The sequence below is a fragment of the Phytobacter diazotrophicus genome (assembly GCF_052061655.1).
GTDB lineage: Bacteria > Pseudomonadota > Gammaproteobacteria > Enterobacterales > Enterobacteriaceae > Phytobacter > Phytobacter diazotrophicus.
Genome location: NZ_CM125428.1, coordinates 2,184,903 through 2,208,236, shown reverse-complemented (window position 1 = coordinate 2,208,236; position 23,334 = coordinate 2,184,903). Strand labels below are relative to the sequence as shown.

Genomic DNA, 23,334 nt, shown 5'->3' with positions numbered 1-23,334 from the left:
CTCGGTGGTCATTACCGGCTTTCTGCTCTATCGCCAGCACGATCTTATCTGAATCTTCGGCCTGTAAAAAAGGCTCCTCAGCCTGAGCAATTGAGGAGCCAATGGGTACAGTACTGCTATTTTAGGCTTTGTTATTCAAAATAAGCTGACCGTTGTCATCCAGTGGGATCTGGGTTCCAGGGTCTTTATCCATGCGGATCTTCCCTTGCTGGTCGCCAATTTTGTAAGTGACGTCATACCCCAGCATTTTTTCCGATTTGTCATACACCGTTTTACAACGTTGCTCAGTGGTGGTGTATGTATCTCTTGCCTGCATCTCGCCCTGGACCTGATTCCCGGCGTAGCCACCGCCCAGCGCGCCGACGACCGTGGCGACATCGCGACCACGTCCCCCGCCGAACTGATGACCGATAACCCCACCGGCAACAGCACCCAGTACAGAACCGGTCAGGCGATTTTCATCCTGAACCGGACGACGATGCGTCATCGTGACATTACGACACTCCTGACGCGGTGTTTTGATGGATTCTTTGATTGGCGTGGCGGAAACCACCTGCGCATACTGCGGCCCGCGATTGAAGACATTCATACTTGCAACCGCTGCGACACCCAGAGCAGCGGCCACGCCAATACCGATACCCGCTAACATTGATTTATTCACAGGATTTCCTCCCTGGTTTGCTATTCGTAACAATTTTGCAACTTGGGAGTGTGCTAAGCCAATCGGAATGAGAGGAAAAAAGGAGAGATTAGGGAGAATTCAGCATGATTCGGAGTTATCCGAGCATATACTGACTGTATGACAGAAGGATGTACTGCTCTCCAGCAACGCTATGCAGGAGAGCAGTCAGGCAAATTAATGCAATTTCAGGCGGGGACGGATCACACGGTTAATGCTGCCGACCAGCATCATTAACCCCGTTTTGAAGTAACCATGCAGCGCAATCTGATGCATGCGGTACAGTGAGATATAAACAAAGCGTGCAATACGCCCTTCAATCATCATAGACCCGCGCATCAGGTTACCCATCAGGCTCCCCACGGTGGAGAAGTTGGAAAGTGAAACCAGCGAACCGTGATCTTTATAGACATAGGACTTCGTCGGTTTACCTTTCATTTGCGCCAGGATGTTGTGCAGCGCAAGACTGGCCATCTGGTGTGCAGCCTGGGCGCGCGGTGGCACAAAGCCCCCTTCCGGACGCGCACATGAAGCACAGTCGCCAATGGCATAAATGTCCGCATCACGGGTAGTTTGCAGTGTCGGCTCAACGACTAACTGGTTAATACGGTTCGTTTCCAGGCCGCCTATCTCTTTCATAAAGTCCGGCGCTTTGATACCCGCCGCCCAGACCATCAGATCGGCTTTGATGTATTCACCGTCTTTAGTATGAAGACCGCCTTCATCGGCGCTGGTAACCATAGTTTTAGTCAGAACACGCACGCCCATTTTGGTCAGCTCATTGTGCGCAGCTCCGGAAATACGCGGCGGCAATGCAGGCAAGATACGCTCACCCGCTTCCACCAGCGTCACGTTCAGCGCTTCATTGGTCAGACCTTTATAACCATAGCTATGTAACTGTTTTACCGCGTTATGTAACTCGGCAGAAAGCTCTACTCCCGTTGCACCACCACCGACGATAGCGATGTTCACTTTGCCGTTTGCCCCGAGGCTGGCAGAGTATTTCAGGAACAGGTTCAGCATCTCCTGGTGGAAACGGCGCGCCTGATGCGGGTTATCGAGGAAAATGCAGTGCTCTTTCACCCCTGGGGTGTTGAAGTCATTCGAAGTACTGCCTAATGCCATTACCAGCGTGTCGTACGCCAGCTTACGTTCAGGCACCAGCAGTTCGCCTTTCTCGTCACGCAACTCTGCCAGAGTGATGGTCTTCGCTTCGCGATTGATATCAACCACCGAGCCCAACTGGAACTGGAAATGGTGATTGCGCGCATGCGCCAGATAGCTCAGCGCATCAACGCCTTCATCCAGCGACCCTGTTGCCACTTCGTGCAACAGCGGTTTCCACAGGTGGCTGTGGTTGCGATCCACCAGCGTAACCTTTGCTTTTTTACCGCGGCCCAATTTTTTACCCAGCTGTGTCGCCAGTTCAAGCCCGCCAGCACCACCGCCAACAATCACAATTTTCTTCAATGGTGTAGTCAACGTGACCCCCTCAAAATTATTAACCAATTGTTAATTAAAAGTTATAAACATAACTCTTAATTAACAACAAGTTACATCATGAAAACCAAATTATGTCAGTGAGAATAACATGAACGGTGCATTGGTCATACCAAAATTGATATGCATCAAGTTTTGATGCCTAAAAGATGAACAAGTGTAGTTGCTATGAAACAAGCTGGGCGAAAACGTGCGCTAAAACATGGGGGCAAAGGCAGCAAAACAAAGCCCGACGAGTGTCGGGCTGAGGGGGTTAACCAAGTGTTTTAAAAGCTTTAATTCGCTGCAGGTGCGGCGAGATATTTTTAAACTTGTGCGTCTGTTCTTCGTCCCAGACAATTTCATAGTAATGGTGCAGAACGTCCGATGAACGCTGGCTGTCCAACGCTTCATCACGGCGAGAAAGGATAGCCAGACAGCGATCGCGATTTTTCTCGCGAAAATTCGACACACACTTGGTGGCAATGTCGAGGTACTCTTCCGGCCGGTCAATCTTGCCTTCCATGTTCTCAAACGGGAACAAATTAGGGTTGAACATGACCTGCCGAATGTCGCACAGGAAACCAATGCGCTCCGCCCAGTATCCTCCCAGCCCCACGCCGCAAATGAGCGGCCGTTCATCCACATTTAGCTGCAGCATTTTGTCCACCTCTTTTAACAAATGCTGCATATCATGCTTCGGATGACGCGTGCTGTAACTGATCAACCGGACGTCCGGATCGATAAATTGCAGCTGCAATACCTTCTCATGATTTCCAGGACTGTTTGAGTCAAAACCGTGCAAATAGATGATCATTGTATCCTCACCCTACTCCAATACCCCGCCCACAAAGATTCACTGAGTCGACTTATATTCCTGCCAACGCGCATGGAGTTGCTCCAGTTCACGGTTGGCGGCCTTCCAGCGTTCAGAACTCAGCAATTCCTGACGGGAAAATGAACCTTTATGATACAATTTCGTAACACGCTCTGCTTTGATCGGCGACAGGTTATCCAACACACTCACTGCGCCCTTACGATTATTACAGACAAGGATCATATCGCAACCTGCATCCAGCGATGCCTGTCCACGCTCAGCATAGCTGCCCATGATCGCCGCGCCTTCCATCGATAAATCGTCTGAAAAAATCACGCCATCAAAATTGAGTTCACCGCGCAGCACCATTTTCAGCCAGTAGGGAGAACCGCTGGCCGGGCGCGGGTCCGCATCCGTATAAATAACGTGCGCAGGCATAATCGCATCCAGCTTGCCCTGTTCAATCAATGTGCGAAATACCGCCATATCTTTGCTGCGGATCTCAGCCTGAGCACGCGGATCGCGCGGCGTCTCTTTATGTGAATCGGCCGTCACAGCACCATGTCCCGGAAAATGCTTACCGGTGGTTTTCATGCCCGCACTGTGCATACCATCAATGAAACGTCCTGCGATAGAGAGCGCTTTTGCCGGATCTTCATGATAAGAACGTTCGCCAATAGCCGCGCTGATATGGCCCACATCAAGCACTGGCGCGAAACTGATGTCGATATCCATCGCAATCATCTCGCTTGCCATCAGCCAGCCCGCCTCTTCTGCCACTCTGCCGCCCTCTTCCATTCCCAGCAGTGCTGCAAAAGATTGTGCCGCTGGCAGTTGGGTAAATCCTTCACGAAAACGCTGGACCCGCCCCCCTTCCTGATCGACCGCGACTACCAGGCGATGATGCGACGCGGCGCGGATCTGGCGTACCAGTTCGCGCAACTGCGCCGGATCGTGATAATTGCGGGTAAACAGAATCAGGCCACCCACCAGCGGATGCGCCAGAATTTCGCGCTCTTCCGCATCCAGTTCGTAGCCTTGCACATCTAACATGACCGGACCCACACTCACCTCTCTTTTCCTTTCAGCTTTAACTGGCGCCATGCATCATCGGCCAGCGTTATAAATTGTTGATCGCCCGTCTGCTGCAAGCGGCATTCAAACCAGCCCGCCATCAGCATTGCTATCCACGGATGCCAGCGAACGACCTGGCGCCATAATTGCGTTTCATCGAGCATGGCACAGCGTGCGTATTCAGCCACCAGTTCACGGCGCTGATGCTCACTCCCGGTCCAGATAGCTGCCAGCTCCATCGCGATATCACCGTCACCAGCATACTCCCAGTCGATCAACCGCAACCCGTCCTGGCTGTGCACCAGGTTACCCGCATGAACATCCATATGTAATGGAGCCAGTCGCAAGGGTAGCGGTTCGCCCTGGCGCCTGCGTGCTTTTAATTGCTGCAGCCAGAACAGCGTACGGCGCGACGGCAAACATTGCTGCCAGTACGTTTCCAGTAGAGGCAACAGGTTAAGACGCCAGCCAAAGGGAGGACAGCGATGCAGATCATACAGTAAGGCCGCCAGGTTATGGCTATCCGGCAAACTGCTTTGTACATCGCCTGGAATATAATCAATTGCCATCCAGCCTTTTGCGAAGAAGTGCGGTTGCGGTGCGATGTGGCGCGGTAATCGTTTAAGCGCGCGATACTGGCGCAGAAAGGGGGACGATGTCGCCTGATGCTGTTGACGTAACATCAGACGATGATGACCGTTGCTGATAAGACAACTCCCGCCACTCAGGCCAGTATCCTGGCCTTCGACGGGAGCATAATCCGGGAAATAGCGTGACAACAGCGCGTCACGCGTAAGATTATTGTTGCTGAACCGCACCTTTACCCGACCAGACAATTTCGCCAGTCTGCACCAGCATCAGTTGCATTTGCAGCGTCGGCGCATTGGCATTACCTGTCGCGCTGGAATACAGCACGTACTGGGCCCCAACATTGCGGGCAATACCGATAGCTTTACTGCGTGTACCGAGACTATCCTGCGGTGACAGGCCCAGTTGCTGCTTGGCAATTGCCAGTTGCTGCGCCGAAACCAGCGTAAACTTGCCATTGTTGGTCAGCGCGCTGCGCAGGGTTTCAGTTGCTTCGCTGGTGTTCACCGAACCGTTTGTCCGGTTGTTCACACTGTCAACGAGCAGTACGTTACCCGCCGAGGCTCCGCTCGCCTGCAACATTTTACCCATCATCGGCTGTACGGCGCTGTTCCAGTCATAGTGACGTTCACGCGGGGTCGGCTGAGCCGTTTGATCAGGGTGTTCGATTGGCCCTGGTTGCTCCGGGATCGACGGAACAGACGGCACCGTCGGTACAGGTTGCGACGGCTGCGGTTGCTGCGGAACAGGCTGTTGCGGCGTTGGGTTCGCTTGTTCAACCGGCGCGGGTTCTTGCTCGCCGCGCGTAATACACCCGGAAAGGATAACGGCCACTGTGGCCAGCAGCGCGAAACGTCCTAATGTTTTAATCAATTTTCACCCCTTATAGATAGAGATAAAGTCTGACCTTGTGCGCACCCAGGAAATTTGCATTTCCATAAAGTGTGACAGCGGAGTGCGCCGGGATCGTGATCCTACGCGGTTCTTCGAGCGGGTGCATTTCCAGGCCTCTGGCGTCGTACCAATAAAAACGGTAATTGATGGTTACCGGCTGCGCGCGTTCATTGAACAGGCGAGACGAGGCAGAGGGCTGGATTTCCTGCGTGCTCAGCGTGGGGGAGTCGGCGGTGATACCTGCGGCCAGAACATTAGCTTCCATCACCAGCGTTTGATCGTTGGCCACCGGGATCGCAGGACGCGAGCCACAGCCGACTAACGCCAGGGCCGTCACCAGAAGTGCAACGCGTCCGTTGATCATATCACTCGCCTTTATGTGCCAGCATCGGGCCTAAGGGGCGACCACCCAACAAATGCATATGGATATGCCAGACTTCCTGTCCGCCGTGGCGGTTACAGTTCATGATGAGGCGATAACCATCTTCCGCAATGCCCTCATCACGGGCAATTTTTGCTGCTACGGTCATCATCCGTCCCATCGCCTGTTCATGCGCTTCGGTAATGTCATTAGCGGTAGGAATGAGGATATTCGGCACAATCAGAACATGCGTCGGAGCCTGGGGAGAGATATCACGGAAAGCGGTAACTAATTCATCCTGATAGACGATGTCCGACGGAATTTCCCGACGGATAATCTTACTGAAAATGGTTTCTTCGGCCATGACGTTTTCCTTTTTATACGCGCGGGCGAAACCGCCCCATCACGAGATACAGTGTAGAGTATGAGCGAGATTCTCCGGCTGTTTCAACTATAACGCTCTTTTTCTTCAAGATTTCGCCGCCGGCTGGTGGTGTTATAACCAACTCTTACGCAGAACCGCGTTAAATCAACCACTCAGCCATGGATATTACCTCTGTTTACATCTCAATTATTAATGCGTATATTTCGCATTTGCATTTTCATGCGCGTTTATTAACTGAAAAATAAAAACAGACCGGACGCCGACAATGCATCGCGATCCGGACAATCCCGTTCACATACCATTAAGGGTTAATAATGTCTTTCACCATTAACGCCGGGAATGAGCAGCGTCCGCTTAACAGCGCGCCATCATTACTGGCCGTTTGTATTGGCTTCGCGTTAACACCAGCCGCAGGTTTTGCCGCATCCACATCCGGCACTGATGAAACCGTTATTGTTGAAGGCGCATCCGGCGACCAAAGCGATACCCACCAGGACCAGGACTACAGCGTTCAGACCACCACCACCGGCACTAAACTGCTGCTCGTACCCCGCGATATCCCGCAGTCGGTAAGCGTTATCAGTCAACAGCGTATGCAGGATCAGAACCTGAACTCAATCGGGCAAGTATTGACCAATACCACCGGCGTCACCGCGCAGGTACAGGACAGCGATCGCACCGTGTTTTATTCACGTGGCTTCTTTGTCAGCAACTACGCCTACGACGATCTTCCAACCTCCATTAGTGAAGTCTGGAACTTTGGCGACACCGCCGCCGATACCGCCATCTATGACCGCATTGAAGTGGTACGCGGCGCGACGGGTTTGATGTCCGGTACAGGCAACCCGGCGGCCTATGTCAACATGGTACGTAAGCATGCGGATAGTACTGAATTCAAAGGTAACGTGTCCGCCACTTACGGTAGCTGGGATAAACAACGTTATATCCTTGATCTGCAGGCTCCGCTGACCGAATCGGGCAAAGTACGTGGCCGCGTCATCACCGGTTATCAGGATAATGACAGTTGGGTGGACACATACCACTACCGCAAAAAATTCATCTACAGTGTTGTTGATGCTGACGTAACCGACAGCACCACCTTATCGCTGGGATATGAGTATCAGGAAAGCCAGACTGACAGCCCCACCTGGGGCGGCCTGCCGACCTGGTACGCCGATGGCAGCAAAGCGAAATATGACCGCAGCACAACCGTTGCGCCAAATTGGGCCTATTCCGATAAAGACAACACCAAAGTCTTCGCCAACCTGACGCAGCGTTTTGGCAATGGCTGGGAAGCGCATGTTAACGGTATGCATGCGGAAACCAATTTCGATACTAAAACGATGTATATGTACGGTTATCCGGATGAAGCTACAGGCCTGGGAATGGTCGGTTACGGCGGATGGAACCGTGGTGAGCGTAAACAGGATGCCATTGATGCCTTCATGCGTGGCGGTTTTGACCTGTTTGGCCGCCAGCATGAGTTGATGTTCGGCGCAAGCTACAGCCGCCAGCGTAACCATTATGACAATTCCCTGCCGGACACGCCTGGGACGATTGTCGATGTGGGCTCATTCAACAGCGGCTGGAGTGGTAATATTGCCGATCCGGCATGGACACCATGGGCGCTGTATAGCAAGGACGATATTCGTCAGTCTTCTGCCTACACCTCGGCGCGTGTCTCGCTGGCCGATCCACTGCACCTGATCGTGGGCGCACGCTATACCGAATACAATATTCGCTACAACCCGTCAGGTTCACCTTCTACCCGGCTTGAAAGCACCAAAGACGATGTCACACCGTATGCAGGCCTGGTCTATGACATCAACGAAGACTGGTCCGCATACGCCAGCTATACCGAGATCTTCCAGCCGCAGGACAAACGTGACGCATCCGGGCGCTATCTCGATCCAACCACCGGTAAGAGCTATGAAGCGGGTGTCAAAGCAGACTGGTTTAGCACCCGCCTGACAACGTCCCTTGCCGTGTTCCGTATCGAACAAGACGGTGTCGCCAGTAATACGTACACTTACATGCCAGACGGGGAGTCCATCTATGAATCTCTGGATGGCGTCGTCAGTAAAGGTATCGAGTTTGAGCTGAACGGTGCGCTGACCGATAACTGGCAATTAACCTTCGGTGCGACGCGCTTTATTGCCGAAGATAAACAGGGCAAGGCAGTCAGTTCCGATCAACCGCGAACCACCATGAAGTTGTTTACCCGCTATCAGTTGCCGGCGCTGCCTGAGTTAACAATCGGCGGAGGGGTAAACTGGCAGAACAAAGTCTGGACCGACGTGTCAGATACCCAGCGCGCAGAACAAGGCAGCTATGCACTGGTGAATCTGTTCGGGCGCTATCAGGTCACTAAAGATTTCGCCGTCCAGGCAAACCTGAACAATGTGTTTGACCGTGAGTACTACGATTATGTAGGCAGCTATACCGTCTACGGCGCACCGCGTAATTTTTCCCTCAGCGCCAGCTATAGCTTCTGATGACGGTGTTCAGATGCTAACCCCTGCCCGTTAGTTCGCTGACGGGCTTTTTTATATCTCACTGCCCTTCACCCTTCTGACGTGACAGATGACCTGCTTGCCTCATTTGCCTTAAATGTAAAACCCTTGAACGTAAAAAAGGCAGCCTTTCGGCTGCCTCAGTCTCCCCAGACTTTACGGCTTAGTTGCTGCGGATGTACTCATCCATTTCGGTTTTCAGGTTATCGGATTTAGTACCGAAAATTGCCTGTACACCAGAACCAGCAACCACCACACCTGCCGCGCCCAGTTTTTTCAGACCAGGCTGGTCAACTTTTGCCACATCGGCAACGCTAACGCGCAGACGAGTGATGCAAGCATCCAGGTTAGTGATGTTTTCTTTACCGCCGAACGCAGCGACCAGTGCCGGAGCCATTTCGCTGGTTGCGCCAGCTTTAGACTCTTCGGACGCATCTTCACGACCCGGGGTTTTCAGATCCAGCGCTTTAATCAGTACGCGGAACACGGTGTAGTAAATCGCTGCATAGCACAGACCTACAACCGGGAACAACCACAGTTTGCTGCCGTTACCGGACAGGACGATGAAGTCGATCAGGCCGTGAGAGAAGGACGTACCGTCACGCATACCCAGCAGGATACAGATCGGGAATGCCAGACCAGCCAGAATCGCATGGATTGCGTACAGGATCGGCGCAACGAACATGAAAGAGAACTCGATCGGCTCGGTGATACCGGTCAGGAACGAGGTCAACGCTGCGGAGATCATGATACCGCCCACTTTCGCGCGGTTCTCTGGTTTAGCAGAGTGCCAAATCGCGATAGCAGCAGCCGGCAGGCCATACATTTTGAACAGGAAGCCGCCAGACAGTTTGCCCGCAGTCGGGTCGCCTGCCATGTAACGCGGGATATCGCCGTGGAATACCTGGCCTGCTGCGTTGGTGAATTCGCCGATCTGCATCTGGAAAGGAACGTTCCAGATATGGTGCAGACCAAACGGTACCAGGCAGCGCTCGATGAAGCCGTAGATACCGAACGCAACAACCGGGTTCTGGTAGGCAGCCCATTGAGAGAATTCCTGAATAGCAGTACCAATCGGTGGCCAAATGAAGGACAGCACAACACCGAAGATAATAGCGGCCAGACCGGAGATAATCGGAACAAAACGCTTACCGGCGAAGAAGCCCAGATACTCAGGCAGCTTGATACGGTAGAAACGGTTAAACATATACGCAGCGATGGCACCGGCGATGATACCACCGAGGACACCGGTATCTGCCAGGTGTTTAGCCGCGATTTCTTCTGCAGGTAAATGCAGTACCAGAGGTGCAACCACGGACATGGTTTTCACCATGATGCCGTAGGCCACCACAGCAGCAAGACCGGATACGCCATCGTTATTGGTGAAGCCAAGAGCAACACCGATAGCGAAGATCAGCGGCATGTTAGCAAAAACAGAACCGCCTGCTTCGGCCATTACGTGAGAAACCACTTCTGGCAGCCAGCTGAAGTTAGCAGACCCGACGCCCAGCAGGATACCTGCGATAGGCAGTACGGATACCGGCAGCATCAGCGATTTACCGACCTTCTGCAGGTTAGCAAATGCATTCTTAAACATAATTGAGAGTGCTCCTGAGTATTTGTGCTTTTTTTACGCTTTTTGCGCATTGGCACGGGGGGAGAACCGTGCTGTGAACAGGACATCTAAGTGCCCTTTATTTATTACACAGAGTAAAATAAATCCGCATAAGTTTGTTTGACGGCTATCACGTTTCAGTTAGCGCCAGAGGCAAAACTTTCATAGATTTACAAAACCCATTACCGAATGTGTCAAAAAAAGCGTTCACCGCCTCTTTTGTGGCGGTGAACTTTACTCTCATTACTTATTAATTACGAGCACTAAAATAAGCTGAAAATTCAGAGGGATTGCAGGCGGGCCGGATCGATATGGAACAGTTTGGCGAAGTTTTCTGTGGTTTGTTGCGCCAGTTCATCGACCGAAACGCCCTTCAAAACTGCCATATATTCAGCAACATCCCGGACATATGCCGGTTGGTTTTCTTTACCGCGATGAGGAACCGGTGCCAGATAAGGTGAATCTGTCTCCACCAGCAAACGATCGAGCGGAACGTAACGCGCCGCATCACGCAGTTGCTCCGCGTTACGGAAGGTGACGATCCCGGAAAACGAGATATAGAAGCCCAGATCTAATAACTGACCTGCCGTTTCCCTGTCTTCCGTAAAACAGTGTAGTACGCCTCCGCAATCCGTCACCTTTTCTTCGCGAAGGATAGCCAGCGTATCTGCCCGCGCATCACGGGTGTGAACAATTACTGGCTTATTCAGTTCACGACCAATACGGATATGATCACGAAACGACGCCTGCTGGCGGGCTTTGGTTTCCGGCGTGTAATAATAGTCCAGACCCGTTTCACCCATTGCCACAACGCCTTCTTCTGCGGCCATGCGGCGTAAATCTTCCACAGCATAGGCTTCATCCTGATTGAGCGGATGTACGCCGCAGGAAAAAGCCACATCGCTACGCTCTCCCACCAGGTCACGCATACTGCGGTAACCCGGCAGTGTCGTCGCCACGGCGAGGAAGAATTTCACGTCGCGGGCCGCAGCTTTTTCTAGCGCGTCATTAACATCCGTATGTAACGACTGATAATCCAGGCCATCAAGATGGCAATGGGAGTCGACTAAAAACATAATCTCTCTCTTAGAAATGCTGTCCGGGCAACGTAGCGCCGGGTTGCAGGTAACGCTCAATGCGTAATAAAAGGTCGGTCAATAACAATTCACGGTTGACGCCCACTACGGTCATCAACTGTTCGCGGCATTCAACCGCCGCGTGAAGGCAGGCTTGCAGGCGTTCGCCATTAAACTGGCTGGCAAGCTGGCGTACCAGCATTATCGCATCCATATTCGTCAGCAATGTTGCGCCCTGCTGAACCTTGAGGGCATCGAGCAGCAGTGTCGCCAGCCAGTGCAGGCGTTCGGCCACCTGTTCGTGGTTCAATGTCGCCAGTAGCGAAAGCCAGTCGCCATTATTGAGTACCTGCCCAAGGGACTGACACAGCGCCTGACGCGGTGCGAGGTTGTCCGCCTGCAGCAGTTGCTCTGCCGCACCGGGCGCGCCGCCACACAGGCGTAATGCGCTGACAATGGTCTCTTGTGACGCGCTGTGCTCGCGAGCAAGCCAGGCACAAGCATAGTTCTCGGCAGGCGGCGCGAGGTGATGCATCCGACAGCGGCTACGCAACGTTGCCAGTAAGCGCGCCGGTTCGCGACAGCTCATAAAGAACCAGGTCTCCTTCGGCGGCTCTTCCAGCGTTTTGAGCAGGGCATTTGCCGCGGCGTCTGTTAAAAGCGCGGCGTCCTGAATCCAGACCACTTTAGCGCCGCCAAGACGGGCGTGCTCATACAGTTTTTCGCTGACCTCGCGCACCGCGTCGATTCCGAGCGTGGTCTTGCCCTTTTCTGGTGCTAACGGGTAATAATCCGGATGCGTCCCCGCCTGCATTAACTGGCAGCCTCGGCAATGGCCGCAGCTTTTGGCATTTTCCGGATGCTGGCAAAGCAGATAACGGCTCAGCGCATAGATCAGCGCATCGTCACCCATTCCAGGTAGCGCGTGGACCAGCAAGGCATGATGTCCGCGACCGGCATGATAACTGGCGACCAGTTGCTCATAATCCGCTCGCAGCCACGGGTACCATCTCATGCGCCCTGCTCCTGCACCCAGGCGGTGACAGTCTGGCGGATATCCGCCACCACGTCTTCGAGCGATTGCGTGGCATCAATGGTGCGAATGCTGTCATCTGCCGCCGCCAGCTCAAGGTAACGGGCACGTGTGCGGTTGAAGAAATCCAGAGATTCCTGTTCAATGCGGTCCAGCTCACCGCGAGCACGGGCGCGCTTGAGTCCGACTTCGGGCGTCACGTCCAGATAAAGCGTCAGGTCCGGGCGGAAATCACCCAACACCGCGTCGCGCAATGTTGCCAGCATGGTCTGGTCAACGCCACGTCCACCGCCCTGATAGGCTTGCGTAGAGAGGTCATGACGATCGCCAATCACCCAACTTCCGTTGGCCAGTGCCGGTTTAATCACCGTCTCCACCAATTGAACGCGGGCAGCATAAAACATTAATACTTCGGCCTTAACCGTAATCGTCTCATCGCCAACAGAACGAATGTCCAGTACCAGGCTGCGCAGTTTTTCTGCCAGTTGCGTACCGCCCGGCTCGCGGGTGAAAACCATCTCCTCTACGCCCAGTTGACGTAGCGTGTCGACCACGACATCACGCGCGGTGGTTTTTCCTGCCCCTTCGAGCCCCTCAATGACGATGTATTTACTGCCCATTTTTTTCCTTAAGTACTTTTAAATAGTCCTGCACTGACCGATTGTGGCTCACGAGATTGGTGTTAAATGTGTGACCACCCTTGCCATCAGCGACAAAATAGAGATATGGCGTTTTTGCCGGGTGCGCAGCGGCTTTCAATGAGGCTTCGCCAGGCGTGGCTATCGGGCCCGGTGGCAGACCGCTGATGATATAGGTATTGTACGGCGTTGGCGTTTCCAGATCGGCACGTGACAACTTACCATTATACCGCTCCCCCATCCCGTAAATCACGGTGGGATCCGTTTGTAGTCGCATCCCAATTCGCAAACGGTTAATAAAGACCGATGCGACTTTATCGCGCTCGCTGGCCACCGCCGTCTCTTTCTCGATGATAGACGCCATCGTCACCATCTGGTTTTTATCCTGGTAGGGTAACCCCTCCATACGCCCTTCCCACGCCTGATCAATCGCCCGCACCATTTTTTGGTGCGCACGCTTGAGCAGTGCAATATCCGTGGTATTCGCGGTATACATCCAGGTGTCCGGCCAGAACCACCCTTCCACCCAGTCCGCATGCTCGAAATCCAGCGCCTTCGCAACCGTCGCGTATTCATCATCTTTCAGGGTGTGCTTGATATAGGGTGCGTCACGCAGTTGCTGCAGATAATCACTTAGCCGCATCCCCTCAACCAGACGGAGTGGGAACTGCGCCTCTTTGCCGCTTTCCAGCAACTGGAGCATGTCACGCACCGTCATAGTAGGGGTAAACCGATAGGTACCGGCTTTAAAGTGCGAAAGATCAGGCTCCACGCGCAGCAACCACTGGAACACGCGTGGGCGGTTAATCACCTTCTCGCTATAAAGCTGTTCACCCAACGCAACGCGCCCGGTTCCTGCTTCCAGTGTAAAAATAGTCTCCTCTTTAATGAGGAGCTTACTGTCGGCCAACTGACGAACTTTCCATATACCCGCGCCTGCCGCAATCACCAGGACCAGCAGAAGGAGAAGTACAACGCGCAACATTTTTTTCATGACGATATCGGATGCTCACAAAGAGGGGCTAAAAATTGGTACAACTCCCGGGAAGTCCAGCTTATGCCCTCCCACGCGCGTACGGGGATCACGGGCATTAATGCATTACAGATGATGACTTCATCAGCAGTGTTAAGTGCATCTGGCGACGCATTGATTTCGACAACGCGATAGTCGGAAGATGCCAGTTGGCGCAGACAAAATTGTCGCATGATGCCATCAACGCCAGCCTGACTCAGGTTTGGGGTAAAGACATCGCGGCCTTTGCGCCAGAAAATATTCGCGGCACAGCATTCCGTAACCCACCCTTCACTGTCAAGAACCAGCGCCTCGTCACCGTGAGATTGCTCAAGATAACGGCGGATCAGGACCTGCTCCAGCCGATTGAGATGTTTGATGCCGGCAAGGTGCGGATTGCGCCCCAGCCGTACCGGGCTGAGCGCCAGCGTAACGCCCTCTTCTCGCCAGCGGGTGTAATGCGTCGGATACGCAGAAACGCTGAGAATACGCGTCGGACTCTGGCACCCGACTCCGCTATAACCACGTCCACCACCGCCCCGGCTGATAATTGCTTTCAGGACTCCACTCGTCCTTCCAGCGGCGATACGACGCATTTCGTCTTCCAGCGTTTCCCAGTGGTTAAAAGGGATAAAGAGCCTGTCACAGGCGAGTTTCAGACGATGCAGATGTTCAGCCAACAGACTGATAGTACCGTTGTTGATACGCGCCGTCGTGAAACAACCGTCGCCAAACTGAGTCGCTCTGTCATTTGCGGCAAGAAATGTCTGCTCGCAACCATTAATCAACAACATAGAGGCTCCTTATGCGTGGCTGATGAGTGTGGCAGGACACTCTGCGCAGGACAAGCGGAGAAAACTGAATAAAAAAGGCCCGCAGTGCGGACCTTTTTACAGGCTGGGGTAATAAACAGCGCTACGCTCAGACCTTTTTGAAGATCAGGGAGCCGTTGGTACCACCAAAGCCGAAGGAGTTACACAGCGTGTACTCCAGACCATTTACCTGACGGGCTTCGTGCGGAACGAAATCCAGATCGCAACCCTCAGACGGGTTATCCAGGTTGATGGTCGGCGGAACAGCCTGGTCGCGCAGTGCAAGGATAGAGAAGATAGACTCTACCGCGCCCGCAGCACCCAGCAGGTGGCCCGTCATAGATTTGGTAGAGCTAACCATAATGCGGCTTGCTGCATCACCAAACACGGATTTAACCGCCTGCGTTTCAGCTTTATCACCCGCCGGGGTCGATGTCCCATGGGCGTTTACATAACCGATTTGGCCAGGTTCAAGGCCTGCATCACGAATGGCGTTGACCATTGCATCAGCAGCACCCGCACCGTTTTCCGGCGGAGAGGTCATGTGGTAAGCATCGCTACTCATGCCGAAACCAACGATTTCCGCATAAATTCTCGCACCGCGTTTTTTCGCGTGCTCATACTCTTCAAGCATGATAATGCCTGCGCCATCGCCAAGAACAAAACCATCACGGTCCTGATCCCACGGACGGCTCGCAGCCTGAGGATTATCGTTGCGTGTAGAAAGCGCACGTGCCGCGCCAAAGCCACCCACGCCCAGCGGGGTACTCGCTTTTTCTGCGCCACCGGCAAGCATAGCATCCGCATCGCCATAGGCGATCATACGTGCAGCATGGCCGATATTATGCACACCAGATGTACAGGCTGTGGCAATCGAAATACTTGGGCCGCGGAGGCCAAACATGATGGTCAGGTGACCGGCCACCATATTAACAATCGTCGACGGGACGAAGAACGGGCTGATTTTACGCGGGCCACCATTCACTAAAGAACTGTGGTTTTCCTCAATCAGGCCGAGACCACCAATACCGGAACCAATAGCGGCACCGATGCGGGTTGCGTTCTCTTCCGTCACTTCAAGGCCAGAATCCTGCATGGCCTGAACGCCAGCGACAATTCCATATTGAATAAAGTCATCCATCTTGCGCTGTTCTTTACGCGAGATGATGTCTTCACAGTTAAAGTCCTTTACTAAGCCAGCAAATTTCGTTGCGTAGGCGCTAGTATCGAAATGGTCGATCAGGCTGATGCCACTCTGACCGGCAAGGAGAGCTTTCCAGGTAGACTCTACGGTATTGCCGACAGGAGACAACATGCCCAGTCCGGTCACAACTACACGACGCTTAGACACGGTTGTCCTCCAGGGAGGGAAAAAAGATTAAGATTAGGGGGATAAAAGATAAAACTCAGGCGGTCGAATGACCGCCTGGAGATGTTCACTTACGCCTGGTGACCGTTGATGTAATCAATGGCAGCCTGAACGGTGGTGATTTTCTCAGCTTCTTCGTCCGGAATCTCAGTATCAAACTCTTCTTCCAGAGCCATTACCAGCTCAACGGTGTCAAGAGAATCAGCGCCCAGGTCTTCAACGAAGGAAGCATTGTTGGTAACTTCTTCCTGCTTAACGCCCAGCTGCTCGCCGATAATTTTCTTAACGCGTTCTTCGATAGTGCTCATACTCTTAAATTTCCTATCAAAACTCGCTTTCGCGATGGTTTTCGTAGTGTATAAAATGTTGAAAAATTTGCAACTAAATCCCGGCAGTTCGTACCACGATTTTACGCTATTTTGAGGCCTTTCGCCCTAATAACGCAAATAATTTTAATCGTGGTTAAACCATATACATTCCGCCGTTGACGTGCAGGGTCTCACCAGTGATGTAACCCGCTTCGTCAGAGGCTAAAAATGCAACCGCACTGGCGATTTCCTGAGCACCGCCAAGGCGACCCGCTGGAACTTGCGCCAGAATACCCGCACGCTGATCTTCGGTCAGCGCACGCGTCATGTCCGTTTCAATAAAGCCCGGAGCAACAACGTTCACAGTAATCCCGCGTGATGCGACTTCTCGCGCCAGCGATTTACTGAAACCAATCAGACCCGCCTTCGCCGCAGCGTAGTTTGCCTGACCAGCATTTCCCATGGTACCAACCACAGAACCGATAGTGATGATACGACCATGACGCTTTTTCATCATAGCGCGCATCACCGCTTTTGACAGACGGAAAACCGATGACAGGTTAGTTTCGATAATATCGTTCCACTCGTCATCCTTCATGCGCATTAACAGGTTATCGCGAGTGATACCGGCATTATTGACCAGGATATCAACTTCGCCAAACCCGGCACGAATGTTTTCCAGCACAGATTCAATAGATGCAGGATCGGTCACATTCAACATCAGACCTTTACCGTTGGCACCTAAATAATCACTAATAGCCTGAGCGCCATTTTCGCTGGTTGCAGTACCGATAACCTTCGCGCCACGAGCAACAAGGGCTTCCGCGATTGCGCGGCCAATGCCACGGCTCGCGCCGGTAACCAGCGCGACTTTTCCTTCAAAACTCATGGTTTTCCTCTTTTATTGCGCAAGTGCCTCTGACAGCGCGGCAGGCTCATTAAGCGCAGACGCTGTCAGGGTATCAACAATACGTTTTGTCAGACCGGTAAGCACTTTACCCGGGCCAACTTCATACAGGTGCTCAACGCCCTGTGATGCCATAAATTCAACACTTTTGGTCCATTGCACCGGGCTGTAGAGCTGACGTACCAGCGCGTGACGAATAGCTTCCGGCGACGTCTCGCATTTCACATCAACGTTGTTTACAACCGGAACCTGCGGGGCGCTGAACGTGATTTTTTCTAATTCTGCCGCCAGTTTCTCTGCAGCAGGTTTCATCAGCGCACAGTGGGATGGCACGCTGACCGGCAGCGGCAGCGCGCGCTTCGCGCCAGCAGCTTTACAGGCAGCACCCGCACGATCAACCGCATCTTTGTGGCCTGCGATAACAACCTGGCCCGGAGAATTATAGTTTACCGGAGAAACAACCTGCCCTTGCGCGGACTCTTCACACGCTTTGGCGATGGACACATCATCCAGACCGATAATTGCCGCCATAGCACCCGTACCTTCCGGCACGGCTTCCTGCATGAATTTACCGCGCAGTTCAACCAGACGCACCGCGTCTGCAAACGGGATAACACCTGCACAGACCAGTGCAGAGTACTCGCCCAGGCTATGACCGGCCATCAACGCGGGGGTTTTACCGCCCTGTTGTCGCCACACACGCCATAAAGCAACGGAAGCCGTCAACAATGCAGGCTGCGTCTGCCATGTTTTATTCAACTCTTCCGCCGGCCCTTGTTGAACAAGTGCCCACAGATCGTAGCCAAGTGCCGCAGAGGCTTCACGGAATGTCTCTTCAACAACCGGGTGAGTTGCTGCCATGTCAGCTAACATACCCACGGTTTGAGAGCCCTGTCCCGGGAACACAAATGCAAATTGCGTCATGTTTTTATCCTTAGTACTAGAAACGAACCAGCGCAGAGCCCCAGGTGAAACCACCGCCAAAGGCTTCCAGCAGAATCAATTGGCCGCGCTGAATGCGCCCGTCGCGAACCGCTTCATCCAGCGCACATGGGACAGACGCCGCAGAAGTATTACCGTGACGATCGAGTGTCACCACTACGTTATCCAGCGACATGCCCAGTTTTTTGGCTGTCGCGCTGATAATGCGCAGATTTGCCTGATGCGGCACCAGCCAGTTCAGCTCACTGCGCTGCAAATTATTCGCTTCGAGGGTTTCATCGACGATGCGAGAAAGCTCAGTCACCGCCACTTTAAAGACTTCGTTTCCTGCCATTGTCAGGAAAATAGGATTCTCTGGATGCACACGATCGGCATTCGGCAGCGTTAACAGTTCGCCGTAACGACCGTCAGCATGCAGATGCGTAGAGATAATACCCGGCTCTTCGGATGCTCCGAGCACAACTGCGCCCGCACCATCGCCAAAAATAATAATGGTGCCACGATCTTCCGGGTCGCAGGTACGCGCCAGAACGTCAGAACCGATCACCAGCGCATTTTTCACCGCGCCCGATTTTACATATTGATCGGCGATGCTAAGCGCATAGGTGAAACCCGCGCAGGCAGCAGCAACATCAAATGCCGGGCAGCCTTTCACGCCTAACATGTTCTGCACCTGACATGCGGCGCTAGGGAATGCATGCGTTGCGGAGGTGGTAGCGACAATAATCAGACCAATCTCATCTGCGCTGATACCTGCCATTTCCAGAGCGCGCTTTGCAGCTTCAAATCCCATGGTGGAGACGGTTTCATCTGGCGCAGCAATACGGCGTTCACGAATACCTGTGCGGGTGACAATCCACTCGTCAGACGTATCCACCATTTTTTCCAGGTCGGCGTTAGTTCGCACTTGTTCAGGCAGATAGCTGCCGGTACCAATAATCTTCGTATACATGTACGCTCAGTCTTTTTCCGGTAACACAGATTCCAGGCGAGCGGCAATTCGCCGGGGAACTTGCCGCTGCACCGCCTGCACTGCCTGTTCAATCGCGACGGTAAATGCTCGCTGATTGGCAGCACCATGACTCTTAATCACCGTGCCGCGCAATCCTAACAGACAGGCGCCATTATACTGGTCGGGGTTGAGGTGACTGAATCGCCTGCTCAGGCTTTTTTGTAACCAATGCTTTAATAAAATCAGCCACCACGACCGTTTTTTCCCTTCACCCTGTGATTTCAGCAGCGAAAGAAACACTCTGACAACACCTTCCATCGTTTTTAATGTGACGTTTCCCGTAAAACCGTCACAAACCAGTACATCCGTTTTACCGGTGAGTAATTCGTTCGCTTCCAGATAACCAATATAGTTAATTGCCGGAACCTCTTTTAAAATCGCTGCAGCATCGCGAATGTTGTCATGGCCTTTGGTTTCTTCTTCACCAATGTTCAGAAGCGCCACGCGGGGGTTAGCGATCCCCACAACTTCTTCTGCCATCACCGCACCCATTACTGCAAACTGCGCCAGCATCTTGCCATCGCAGTCGACGTTGGCGCCTAAATCGAGCACCACCGTTTTCCCTTTCTGCTGGTGCGGTAAAACAGTCACCAGCGCGGGACGCTCAATTCCCTCAATGGGTTTGAGCAACATTTTAGCCAGCCCCATCAGCGCGCCGGTATTACCGGCACTGACGCAGGCCTCGGCACGACCTTCTTTTACAAGCTCCAGCGCCATACGCATTGAACTGCCGCGACTGTTGCGGACAGCTTGCGAGGGACGCGCATCGCTGGCAATAACTGACTGTGCGGGAATAACAAGCAAGCGCGAGCGTTGCTCGAAATCAGCTTTGGCGAGCAATGGAGTGATAGCGTCGGGATCGCCGACTAAAAGAAGATTAAGATGCGAATTAGAGTTCAGTGCCTGCAAAGCTGCAGGCACTGTCACGGAAGGGCCAAAATCGCCCCCCATGACATCTAACGCCAGGGTTAGACGAGTCAAGGTATCGGTAAATCCCCGTTTTCACGGGGAAATCCTCACTAAGTTTGATCACGCTTGCGCGTGATTACTTAGTGATTACCTTGCGACCGCGGTAGAAACCGTCGGCGGTAATGTGGTGACGCAGGTGGGTTTCACCAGAGGTTTTGTCTACAGACAGGCTGGTGACTGCGGTCAGCGCGTCATGAGAACGACGCATGCCACGTTTGGAACGGGTTGGTTTATTCTGTTGTACGGCCATGGACCTTACTCCTTAATTACGATTTACCCCCGTTTGAGCGGGGAAAACCTATTACTTACGCTTTAAGCTGGCTAATACGGCAAATGGGTTTGGCTTTTGCGCTTCATCAGGCAGTTCACCAAAGACCATGTCCGCCTCGGACACTTCACAGTGTTCAGAATCATGCACCGGAACTACGGGCAAGGAGAGGATGATTTCATCTTCAACCATTGCCAGCAGATCGATTTCACCGAAGTCGTTAACCTCAATCGGTTCATACGCTTCCGGCAGTGCTTCAGCCTGTTCGTCTGAACGGACAGGACTAAAACAATATGTTGTGTGAACCTGATGGGTAAACGGCTTGCCGCAACGCTGGCATTCGAGGGACACCGTCACTTTCGCATCGCCGGTTATAACCGCGAGGCGTTGGTTGTCGATGGCGAACGAAATGGAGCATTCCACATCACTGTCCACACTGACTACAGATTCGGCGACACGCTCAACCTGATTGGGCAGATAGATGCCCTCATAATCAAGGCGTTTCTGAGCAGTGCGAACCGGATCGAGAGTCAGGGGTAATTTTACCTTTTGCATAGGGCGCGCATATTAACTTTGTAACGTCATAGAGTCAAAGAAAAAGGCAGCCTGAGGTTGCCTTTTGCCAATAATTCGCACACATTGCGGCCTACAGTTTAAAATGCCTGTCATGGTTAAGCCATATTTGGTGAAAAAAATATGTCAGATATTGTTCTTGCATCGACATCGCCCTGGCGTCGTGCGTTATTAGAGAAGCTCGGGCTGGCGTTTGAATGTGCCGCGCCACTGACCGACGAAACCCCACAACCCGGCGAGTCCCCCCGCCACCTCGTGCTGCGACTGGCGCAAGAGAAAGCGCAATCGCTGTCCCAACGTTTTCCCCATCATTTGATTATTGGGTCTGATCAAGTGTGCATGCTGGAAGGTGAAATTACCGGCAAGCCGCTGACCGAAGAAAATGCACGTCAGCAATTAACCCGGGCCAGCGGAAATATTGTGACATTTTATACCGGGCTGGCGCTGTTTAATTCCGCAACGGGTCATTTACAAACCGAGTGCGAACCTTTCGATGTGCATTTTCGCCACCTGAGTGCCCAGGAAATAGAAGACTACGTGCGTAAAGAAAACCCTCTGCACTGTGCGGGAAGCTTTAAGAGTGAAGGTCTTGGGATTGCGCTTTTTGACCGACTGGAAGGTCGCGATCCGAATACGCTGGTTGGCCTGCCGCTGATTGCACTGTGCCAGATGCTGCGCCGGGAAGGCTGTAACCCGCTATCTCGCTAATAAATCTACTCATGTACTGAGGTTATGTAAGGAAGCCCCGGTGGTGAAACGTCGCGTATCTCAAGGGCCGTCAGCGGGGCTGTGGTCGCTGGTTGCCCTGGCCAGTCTGATTTTAATGATAACCATGGGTGTACGGCAGACGGTGGGGCTCTTTGTGCACCCTATTGTGCACTCCACCACAATGAGCATTGCCGAAGTCAGTATGGCACTGGCAATAGGCCAACTGATGTGGGGCGCATTTCAGCCACTATTTGGTGCCTGGGCGGATAAGCGCGGAGCTTTCAACGTATTGGTCATCGGTGCTGTCCTGATAGCGTTGGGGCAGTTTGGCACACTGTGGGCGTCCTCTTTTTTACCGCTGACGCTCGCACAGGGACTGTTAAGCCCGGCGGGCGCCGCCGCGGGTAGTTTCTCTGTATTAATCGGCATCGTCGCGGGAAGATTGCCATCTGATAAAGGCTCCGTTGCCAGCGGTATGATTAACGCCGGTGGCTCCATGGGGCAATTTATCTTCGCCCCGCTAATACAATTTATTGTCAGTCTGCGTGGTGTCGCTGCAGGACTGGTTTTCCTGGCCCTCGCCGCGCTGTCGACAATAATTCCATCGTGGTTTCTGTGTCGGAAAAGCGAAAAACCTTCGCCTATACTGACTCAACCTGCAGTATCAGACGATCCGGGGCTTAAACAGCAAATTCGCGCGGCCTTTCGTCATCCCAGCTATCTGCTTCTGCATGCTGGTTTTTTGACCTGTGGCTTCCACGTGGCGTTTCTCACTACGCATTTGCCGAGTGAAGTTAGCCTGTGTGGACACGATGCCTCTGTCTCTGCCATTAGCCTTTCGCTGATCGGTCTTTGTAATATCGCAGGCAGTATTTTCGCGGGGTTTCTCGGAAAGCGATTCCCGATGAAATATATCCTCGCCGTGCTATACGCGTCCCGTGCAATATTAATTATCGCTTTTTTGCTGTCGCCAAAAACGACGCTGGCATTCTATCTCTTCGCCTGTGCAATAGGCTTAACCTGGCTTGCTACCGTGCCGCCAACGGCAGGTATTGTTGGTAAGTTGTTTGGAACCCGTTATCTGGCGACACTGTTTGGCTTTACCTTGTTTTCACATCAGGTCGGCGCTTTCTTTGGCGCATGGCTGGGTGGACTGGCCATGCAATATGCAGGAAATCTCGACTGGGTATGGTATGCAGATATCGCCCTGGCCCTACTGGCAGCGCTGGTTAATCTGCCTATTAAGGAAAAGACCACTGCGGTGCCGCTTAAACCGACGCGCGCATAAAAGAAAGGCGGTCA

The 23,334-nt window shown here is 52.9% G+C and carries 25 protein-coding genes; 3 read left to right on the top strand and 22 right to left on the bottom strand.

Going from position 1 to position 23,334, the window contains the following annotated elements; genetic code table 11:
* Window positions 1–121: 121 nt before the first annotated feature.
* The 8 genes from ACS0RQ_RS10820 to hinT all read right to left on the bottom strand — a co-directional run bounded on the left by ACS0RQ_RS10820 (window position 122) and on the right by hinT (window position 6,256).
* On the bottom strand, window positions 122–661 hold the full coding sequence (locus ACS0RQ_RS10820) for a glycine zipper 2TM domain-containing protein (protein ID WP_041851711.1): 540 nt from the start codon (window positions 659–661) through the stop codon (window positions 122–124).
* A 195-nt stretch (window positions 662–856) separates the two neighbouring features.
* Window positions 857–2,161, bottom strand: a complete 1,305-nt coding sequence (locus tag ACS0RQ_RS10815) for an NAD(P)/FAD-dependent oxidoreductase (RefSeq protein ID WP_041851712.1) — start codon at window positions 2,159–2,161, stop codon at window positions 857–859.
* A 271-nt stretch (window positions 2,162–2,432) separates the two neighbouring features.
* Window positions 2,433–2,975 carry an alpha/beta hydrolase YcfP gene (gene ycfP / locus ACS0RQ_RS10810; protein ID WP_041851713.1) on the bottom strand — a complete coding sequence of 181 codons (543 nt, stop codon included), beginning with the start codon at window positions 2,973–2,975 and terminating at the stop codon, window positions 2,433–2,435.
* Window positions 2,976–3,014: 39 nt separating this feature from the next.
* Window positions 3,015–4,040: a beta-N-acetylhexosaminidase gene (gene nagZ / locus ACS0RQ_RS10805; protein ID WP_271849140.1), complete on the bottom strand. Its 1,026-nt coding sequence runs from the start codon at window positions 4,038–4,040 to the stop codon at window positions 3,015–3,017.
* Between the two features lie 2 nt (window positions 4,041–4,042).
* Window positions 4,043–4,867, bottom strand: coding sequence for a thiamine kinase (thiK, locus tag ACS0RQ_RS10800; protein WP_271849058.1), 825 nt, complete (start codon window positions 4,865–4,867; stop codon window positions 4,043–4,045).
* A complete protein-coding gene (gene lpoB / locus ACS0RQ_RS10795) occupies window positions 4,848–5,510 on the bottom strand; it encodes a penicillin-binding protein activator LpoB (protein ID WP_271849059.1) in 663 nt (220 codons plus the stop codon). Before lpoB ends, thiK begins: the two co-directional genes overlap by 20 nt.
* Before the next feature lie 10 nt (window positions 5,511–5,520).
* Complete coding sequence (locus ACS0RQ_RS10790) at window positions 5,521–5,895, bottom strand: YcfL family putative periplasmic lipoprotein (RefSeq protein ID WP_041851716.1); 375 nt, start codon at window positions 5,893–5,895, stop codon at window positions 5,521–5,523.
* Window position 5,896: 1 nt separating this feature from the next.
* On the bottom strand, window positions 5,897–6,256 hold the full coding sequence (gene hinT / locus ACS0RQ_RS10785; protein ID WP_041851717.1) for a purine nucleoside phosphoramidase: 360 nt from the start codon (window positions 6,254–6,256) through the stop codon (window positions 5,897–5,899).
* A 335-nt stretch (window positions 6,257–6,591) separates the two neighbouring features.
* On the opposite strand from hinT, the gene fhuE reads away from it, so the two are divergent.
* Window positions 6,592–8,772 carry a ferric-rhodotorulic acid/ferric-coprogen receptor FhuE gene (gene fhuE, locus ACS0RQ_RS10780; protein WP_271849060.1) on the top strand — a complete coding sequence of 727 codons (2,181 nt, stop codon included), beginning with the start codon at window positions 6,592–6,594 and terminating at the stop codon, window positions 8,770–8,772.
* Window positions 8,773–8,953: 181 nt separating this feature from the next.
* On the opposite strand, the gene ptsG is transcribed toward fhuE, so the two are convergent.
* The 14 genes from ptsG to yceD form a co-directional block, all read right to left on the bottom strand.
* Window positions 8,954–10,387: a PTS glucose transporter subunit IIBC gene (gene ptsG, locus ACS0RQ_RS10775; protein WP_041851719.1), complete on the bottom strand. Its 1,434-nt coding sequence runs from the start codon at window positions 10,385–10,387 to the stop codon at window positions 8,954–8,956.
* Window positions 10,388–10,686: 299 nt separating this feature from the next.
* A complete protein-coding gene (locus ACS0RQ_RS10770) occupies window positions 10,687–11,481 on the bottom strand; it encodes a metal-dependent hydrolase (protein WP_271849061.1) in 795 nt (264 codons plus the stop codon).
* 10 nt (window positions 11,482–11,491) lie between these two features.
* Window positions 11,492–12,496, bottom strand: a complete 1,005-nt coding sequence (gene holB, locus ACS0RQ_RS10765) for a DNA polymerase III subunit delta' (protein WP_271849062.1) — start codon at window positions 12,494–12,496, stop codon at window positions 11,492–11,494.
* A complete protein-coding gene (gene tmk / locus ACS0RQ_RS10760; protein WP_041851722.1) occupies window positions 12,493–13,134 on the bottom strand; it encodes a dTMP kinase in 642 nt (213 codons plus the stop codon). The genes holB and tmk overlap by 4 nt, the downstream gene beginning before the upstream one ends.
* Window positions 13,124–14,146, bottom strand: coding sequence for a cell division protein YceG (yceG, locus tag ACS0RQ_RS10755; RefSeq protein ID WP_271849063.1), 1,023 nt, complete (start codon window positions 14,144–14,146; stop codon window positions 13,124–13,126). Before yceG ends, tmk begins: the two co-directional genes overlap by 11 nt.
* Entirely contained in the window at window positions 14,143–14,958 is an 816-nt protein-coding gene (gene pabC / locus ACS0RQ_RS10750; protein WP_271849064.1) for an aminodeoxychorismate lyase, read from the bottom strand. Before pabC ends, yceG begins: the two co-directional genes overlap by 4 nt.
* A gap of 127 nt (window positions 14,959–15,085) precedes the next feature.
* Window positions 15,086–16,327: a beta-ketoacyl-ACP synthase II gene (gene fabF / locus ACS0RQ_RS10745; RefSeq protein WP_271849065.1), complete on the bottom strand. Its 1,242-nt coding sequence runs from the start codon at window positions 16,325–16,327 to the stop codon at window positions 15,086–15,088.
* 89 nt (window positions 16,328–16,416) lie between these two features.
* Window positions 16,417–16,653 (bottom strand): acyl carrier protein, encoded by a 237-nt coding sequence (acpP, locus tag ACS0RQ_RS10740; RefSeq protein ID WP_000103754.1) that lies wholly within the window; start codon window positions 16,651–16,653, stop codon window positions 16,417–16,419.
* Window positions 16,654–16,807: 154 nt separating this feature from the next.
* The gene (gene fabG, locus ACS0RQ_RS10735) at window positions 16,808–17,542 is read right to left on the bottom strand and encodes a 3-oxoacyl-ACP reductase FabG (RefSeq protein WP_041851726.1); all 735 of its coding nucleotides are present in this window, start codon (window positions 17,540–17,542) and stop codon (window positions 16,808–16,810) included.
* 12 nt (window positions 17,543–17,554) lie between these two features.
* Window positions 17,555–18,484 carry an ACP S-malonyltransferase gene (gene fabD, locus ACS0RQ_RS10730; protein WP_271849066.1) on the bottom strand — a complete coding sequence of 310 codons (930 nt, stop codon included), beginning with the start codon at window positions 18,482–18,484 and terminating at the stop codon, window positions 17,555–17,557.
* Between the two features lie 16 nt (window positions 18,485–18,500).
* Window positions 18,501–19,454: a beta-ketoacyl-ACP synthase III gene (locus tag ACS0RQ_RS10725; protein WP_085007575.1), complete on the bottom strand. Its 954-nt coding sequence runs from the start codon at window positions 19,452–19,454 to the stop codon at window positions 18,501–18,503.
* Window positions 19,455–19,460: 6 nt separating this feature from the next.
* Complete coding sequence (plsX, locus tag ACS0RQ_RS10720; RefSeq protein ID WP_271849067.1) at window positions 19,461–20,495, bottom strand: phosphate acyltransferase PlsX; 1,035 nt, start codon at window positions 20,493–20,495, stop codon at window positions 19,461–19,463.
* A 64-nt stretch (window positions 20,496–20,559) separates the two neighbouring features.
* Complete coding sequence (gene rpmF / locus ACS0RQ_RS10715) at window positions 20,560–20,733, bottom strand: 50S ribosomal protein L32 (RefSeq protein WP_007374494.1); 174 nt, start codon at window positions 20,731–20,733, stop codon at window positions 20,560–20,562.
* Window positions 20,734–20,784: 51 nt separating this feature from the next.
* Window positions 20,785–21,306, bottom strand: a complete 522-nt coding sequence (gene yceD / locus ACS0RQ_RS10710) for a 23S rRNA accumulation protein YceD (RefSeq protein ID WP_041851730.1) — start codon at window positions 21,304–21,306, stop codon at window positions 20,785–20,787.
* A gap of 141 nt (window positions 21,307–21,447) precedes the next feature.
* Here yceD and ACS0RQ_RS10705 point away from each other — a divergent pair, with 141 nt between their 5' ends.
* On the top strand, window positions 21,448–22,032 hold the full coding sequence (locus tag ACS0RQ_RS10705; protein WP_271849068.1) for a Maf family protein: 585 nt from the start codon (window positions 21,448–21,450) through the stop codon (window positions 22,030–22,032).
* A gap of 40 nt (window positions 22,033–22,072) precedes the next feature.
* On the top strand, window positions 22,073–23,320 hold the full coding sequence (locus tag ACS0RQ_RS10700; RefSeq protein ID WP_271849069.1) for an MFS transporter: 1,248 nt from the start codon (window positions 22,073–22,075) through the stop codon (window positions 23,318–23,320).
* The last annotated feature ends 14 nt before the right edge of the window (window positions 23,321–23,334 follow it).

Bases quoted from the DNA above. Each gene is read 5' to 3' on its own strand.
- ycfP (WP_041851713.1), bottom strand. From the start codon at position 2,975: ATGATCATCTATTTGCACGGTTTTGACTCAAACAGTCCTGGAAATCAT.
- ACS0RQ_RS10790 (WP_041851716.1), bottom strand. From the start codon at position 5,895: ATGATCAACGGACGCGTTGCACTTCTGGTGACGGCCCTGGCGTTAGTC.
- hinT (WP_041851717.1), bottom strand. From the start codon at position 6,256: ATGGCCGAAGAAACCATTTTCAGTAAGATTATCCGTCGGGAAATTCCG.
- fhuE (WP_271849060.1), top strand. From the start codon at position 6,592: ATGTCTTTCACCATTAACGCCGGGAATGAGCAGCGTCCGCTTAACAGC.
- ptsG (WP_041851719.1), bottom strand. From the start codon at position 10,387: ATGTTTAAGAATGCATTTGCTAACCTGCAGAAGGTCGGTAAATCGCTG.
- ACS0RQ_RS10770 (WP_271849061.1), bottom strand. From the start codon at position 11,481: ATGTTTTTAGTCGACTCCCATTGCCATCTTGATGGCCTGGATTATCAG.
- holB (WP_271849062.1), bottom strand. From the start codon at position 12,496: ATGAGATGGTACCCGTGGCTGCGAGCGGATTATGAGCAACTGGTCGCC.
- tmk (WP_041851722.1), bottom strand. From the start codon at position 13,134: ATGGGCAGTAAATACATCGTCATTGAGGGGCTCGAAGGGGCAGGAAAA.
- yceG (WP_271849063.1), bottom strand. From the start codon at position 14,146: ATGAAAAAAATGTTGCGCGTTGTACTTCTCCTTCTGCTGGTCCTGGTG.
- pabC (WP_271849064.1), bottom strand. From the start codon at position 14,958: ATGTTGTTGATTAATGGTTGCGAGCAGACATTTCTTGCCGCAAATGAC.
- acpP (WP_000103754.1), bottom strand. From the start codon at position 16,653: ATGAGCACTATCGAAGAACGCGTTAAGAAAATTATCGGCGAGCAGCTG.
- fabG (WP_041851726.1), bottom strand. From the start codon at position 17,542: ATGAGTTTTGAAGGAAAAGTCGCGCTGGTTACCGGCGCGAGCCGTGGC.
- fabD (WP_271849066.1), bottom strand. From the start codon at position 18,484: ATGACGCAATTTGCATTTGTGTTCCCGGGACAGGGCTCTCAAACCGTG.
- ACS0RQ_RS10725 (WP_085007575.1), bottom strand. From the start codon at position 19,454: ATGTATACGAAGATTATTGGTACCGGCAGCTATCTGCCTGAACAAGTG.
- rpmF (WP_007374494.1), bottom strand. From the start codon at position 20,733: ATGGCCGTACAACAGAATAAACCAACCCGTTCCAAACGTGGCATGCGT.
- yceD (WP_041851730.1), bottom strand. From the start codon at position 21,306: ATGCAAAAGGTAAAATTACCCCTGACTCTCGATCCGGTTCGCACTGCT.
- ACS0RQ_RS10705 (WP_271849068.1), top strand. From the start codon at position 21,448: ATGTCAGATATTGTTCTTGCATCGACATCGCCCTGGCGTCGTGCGTTA.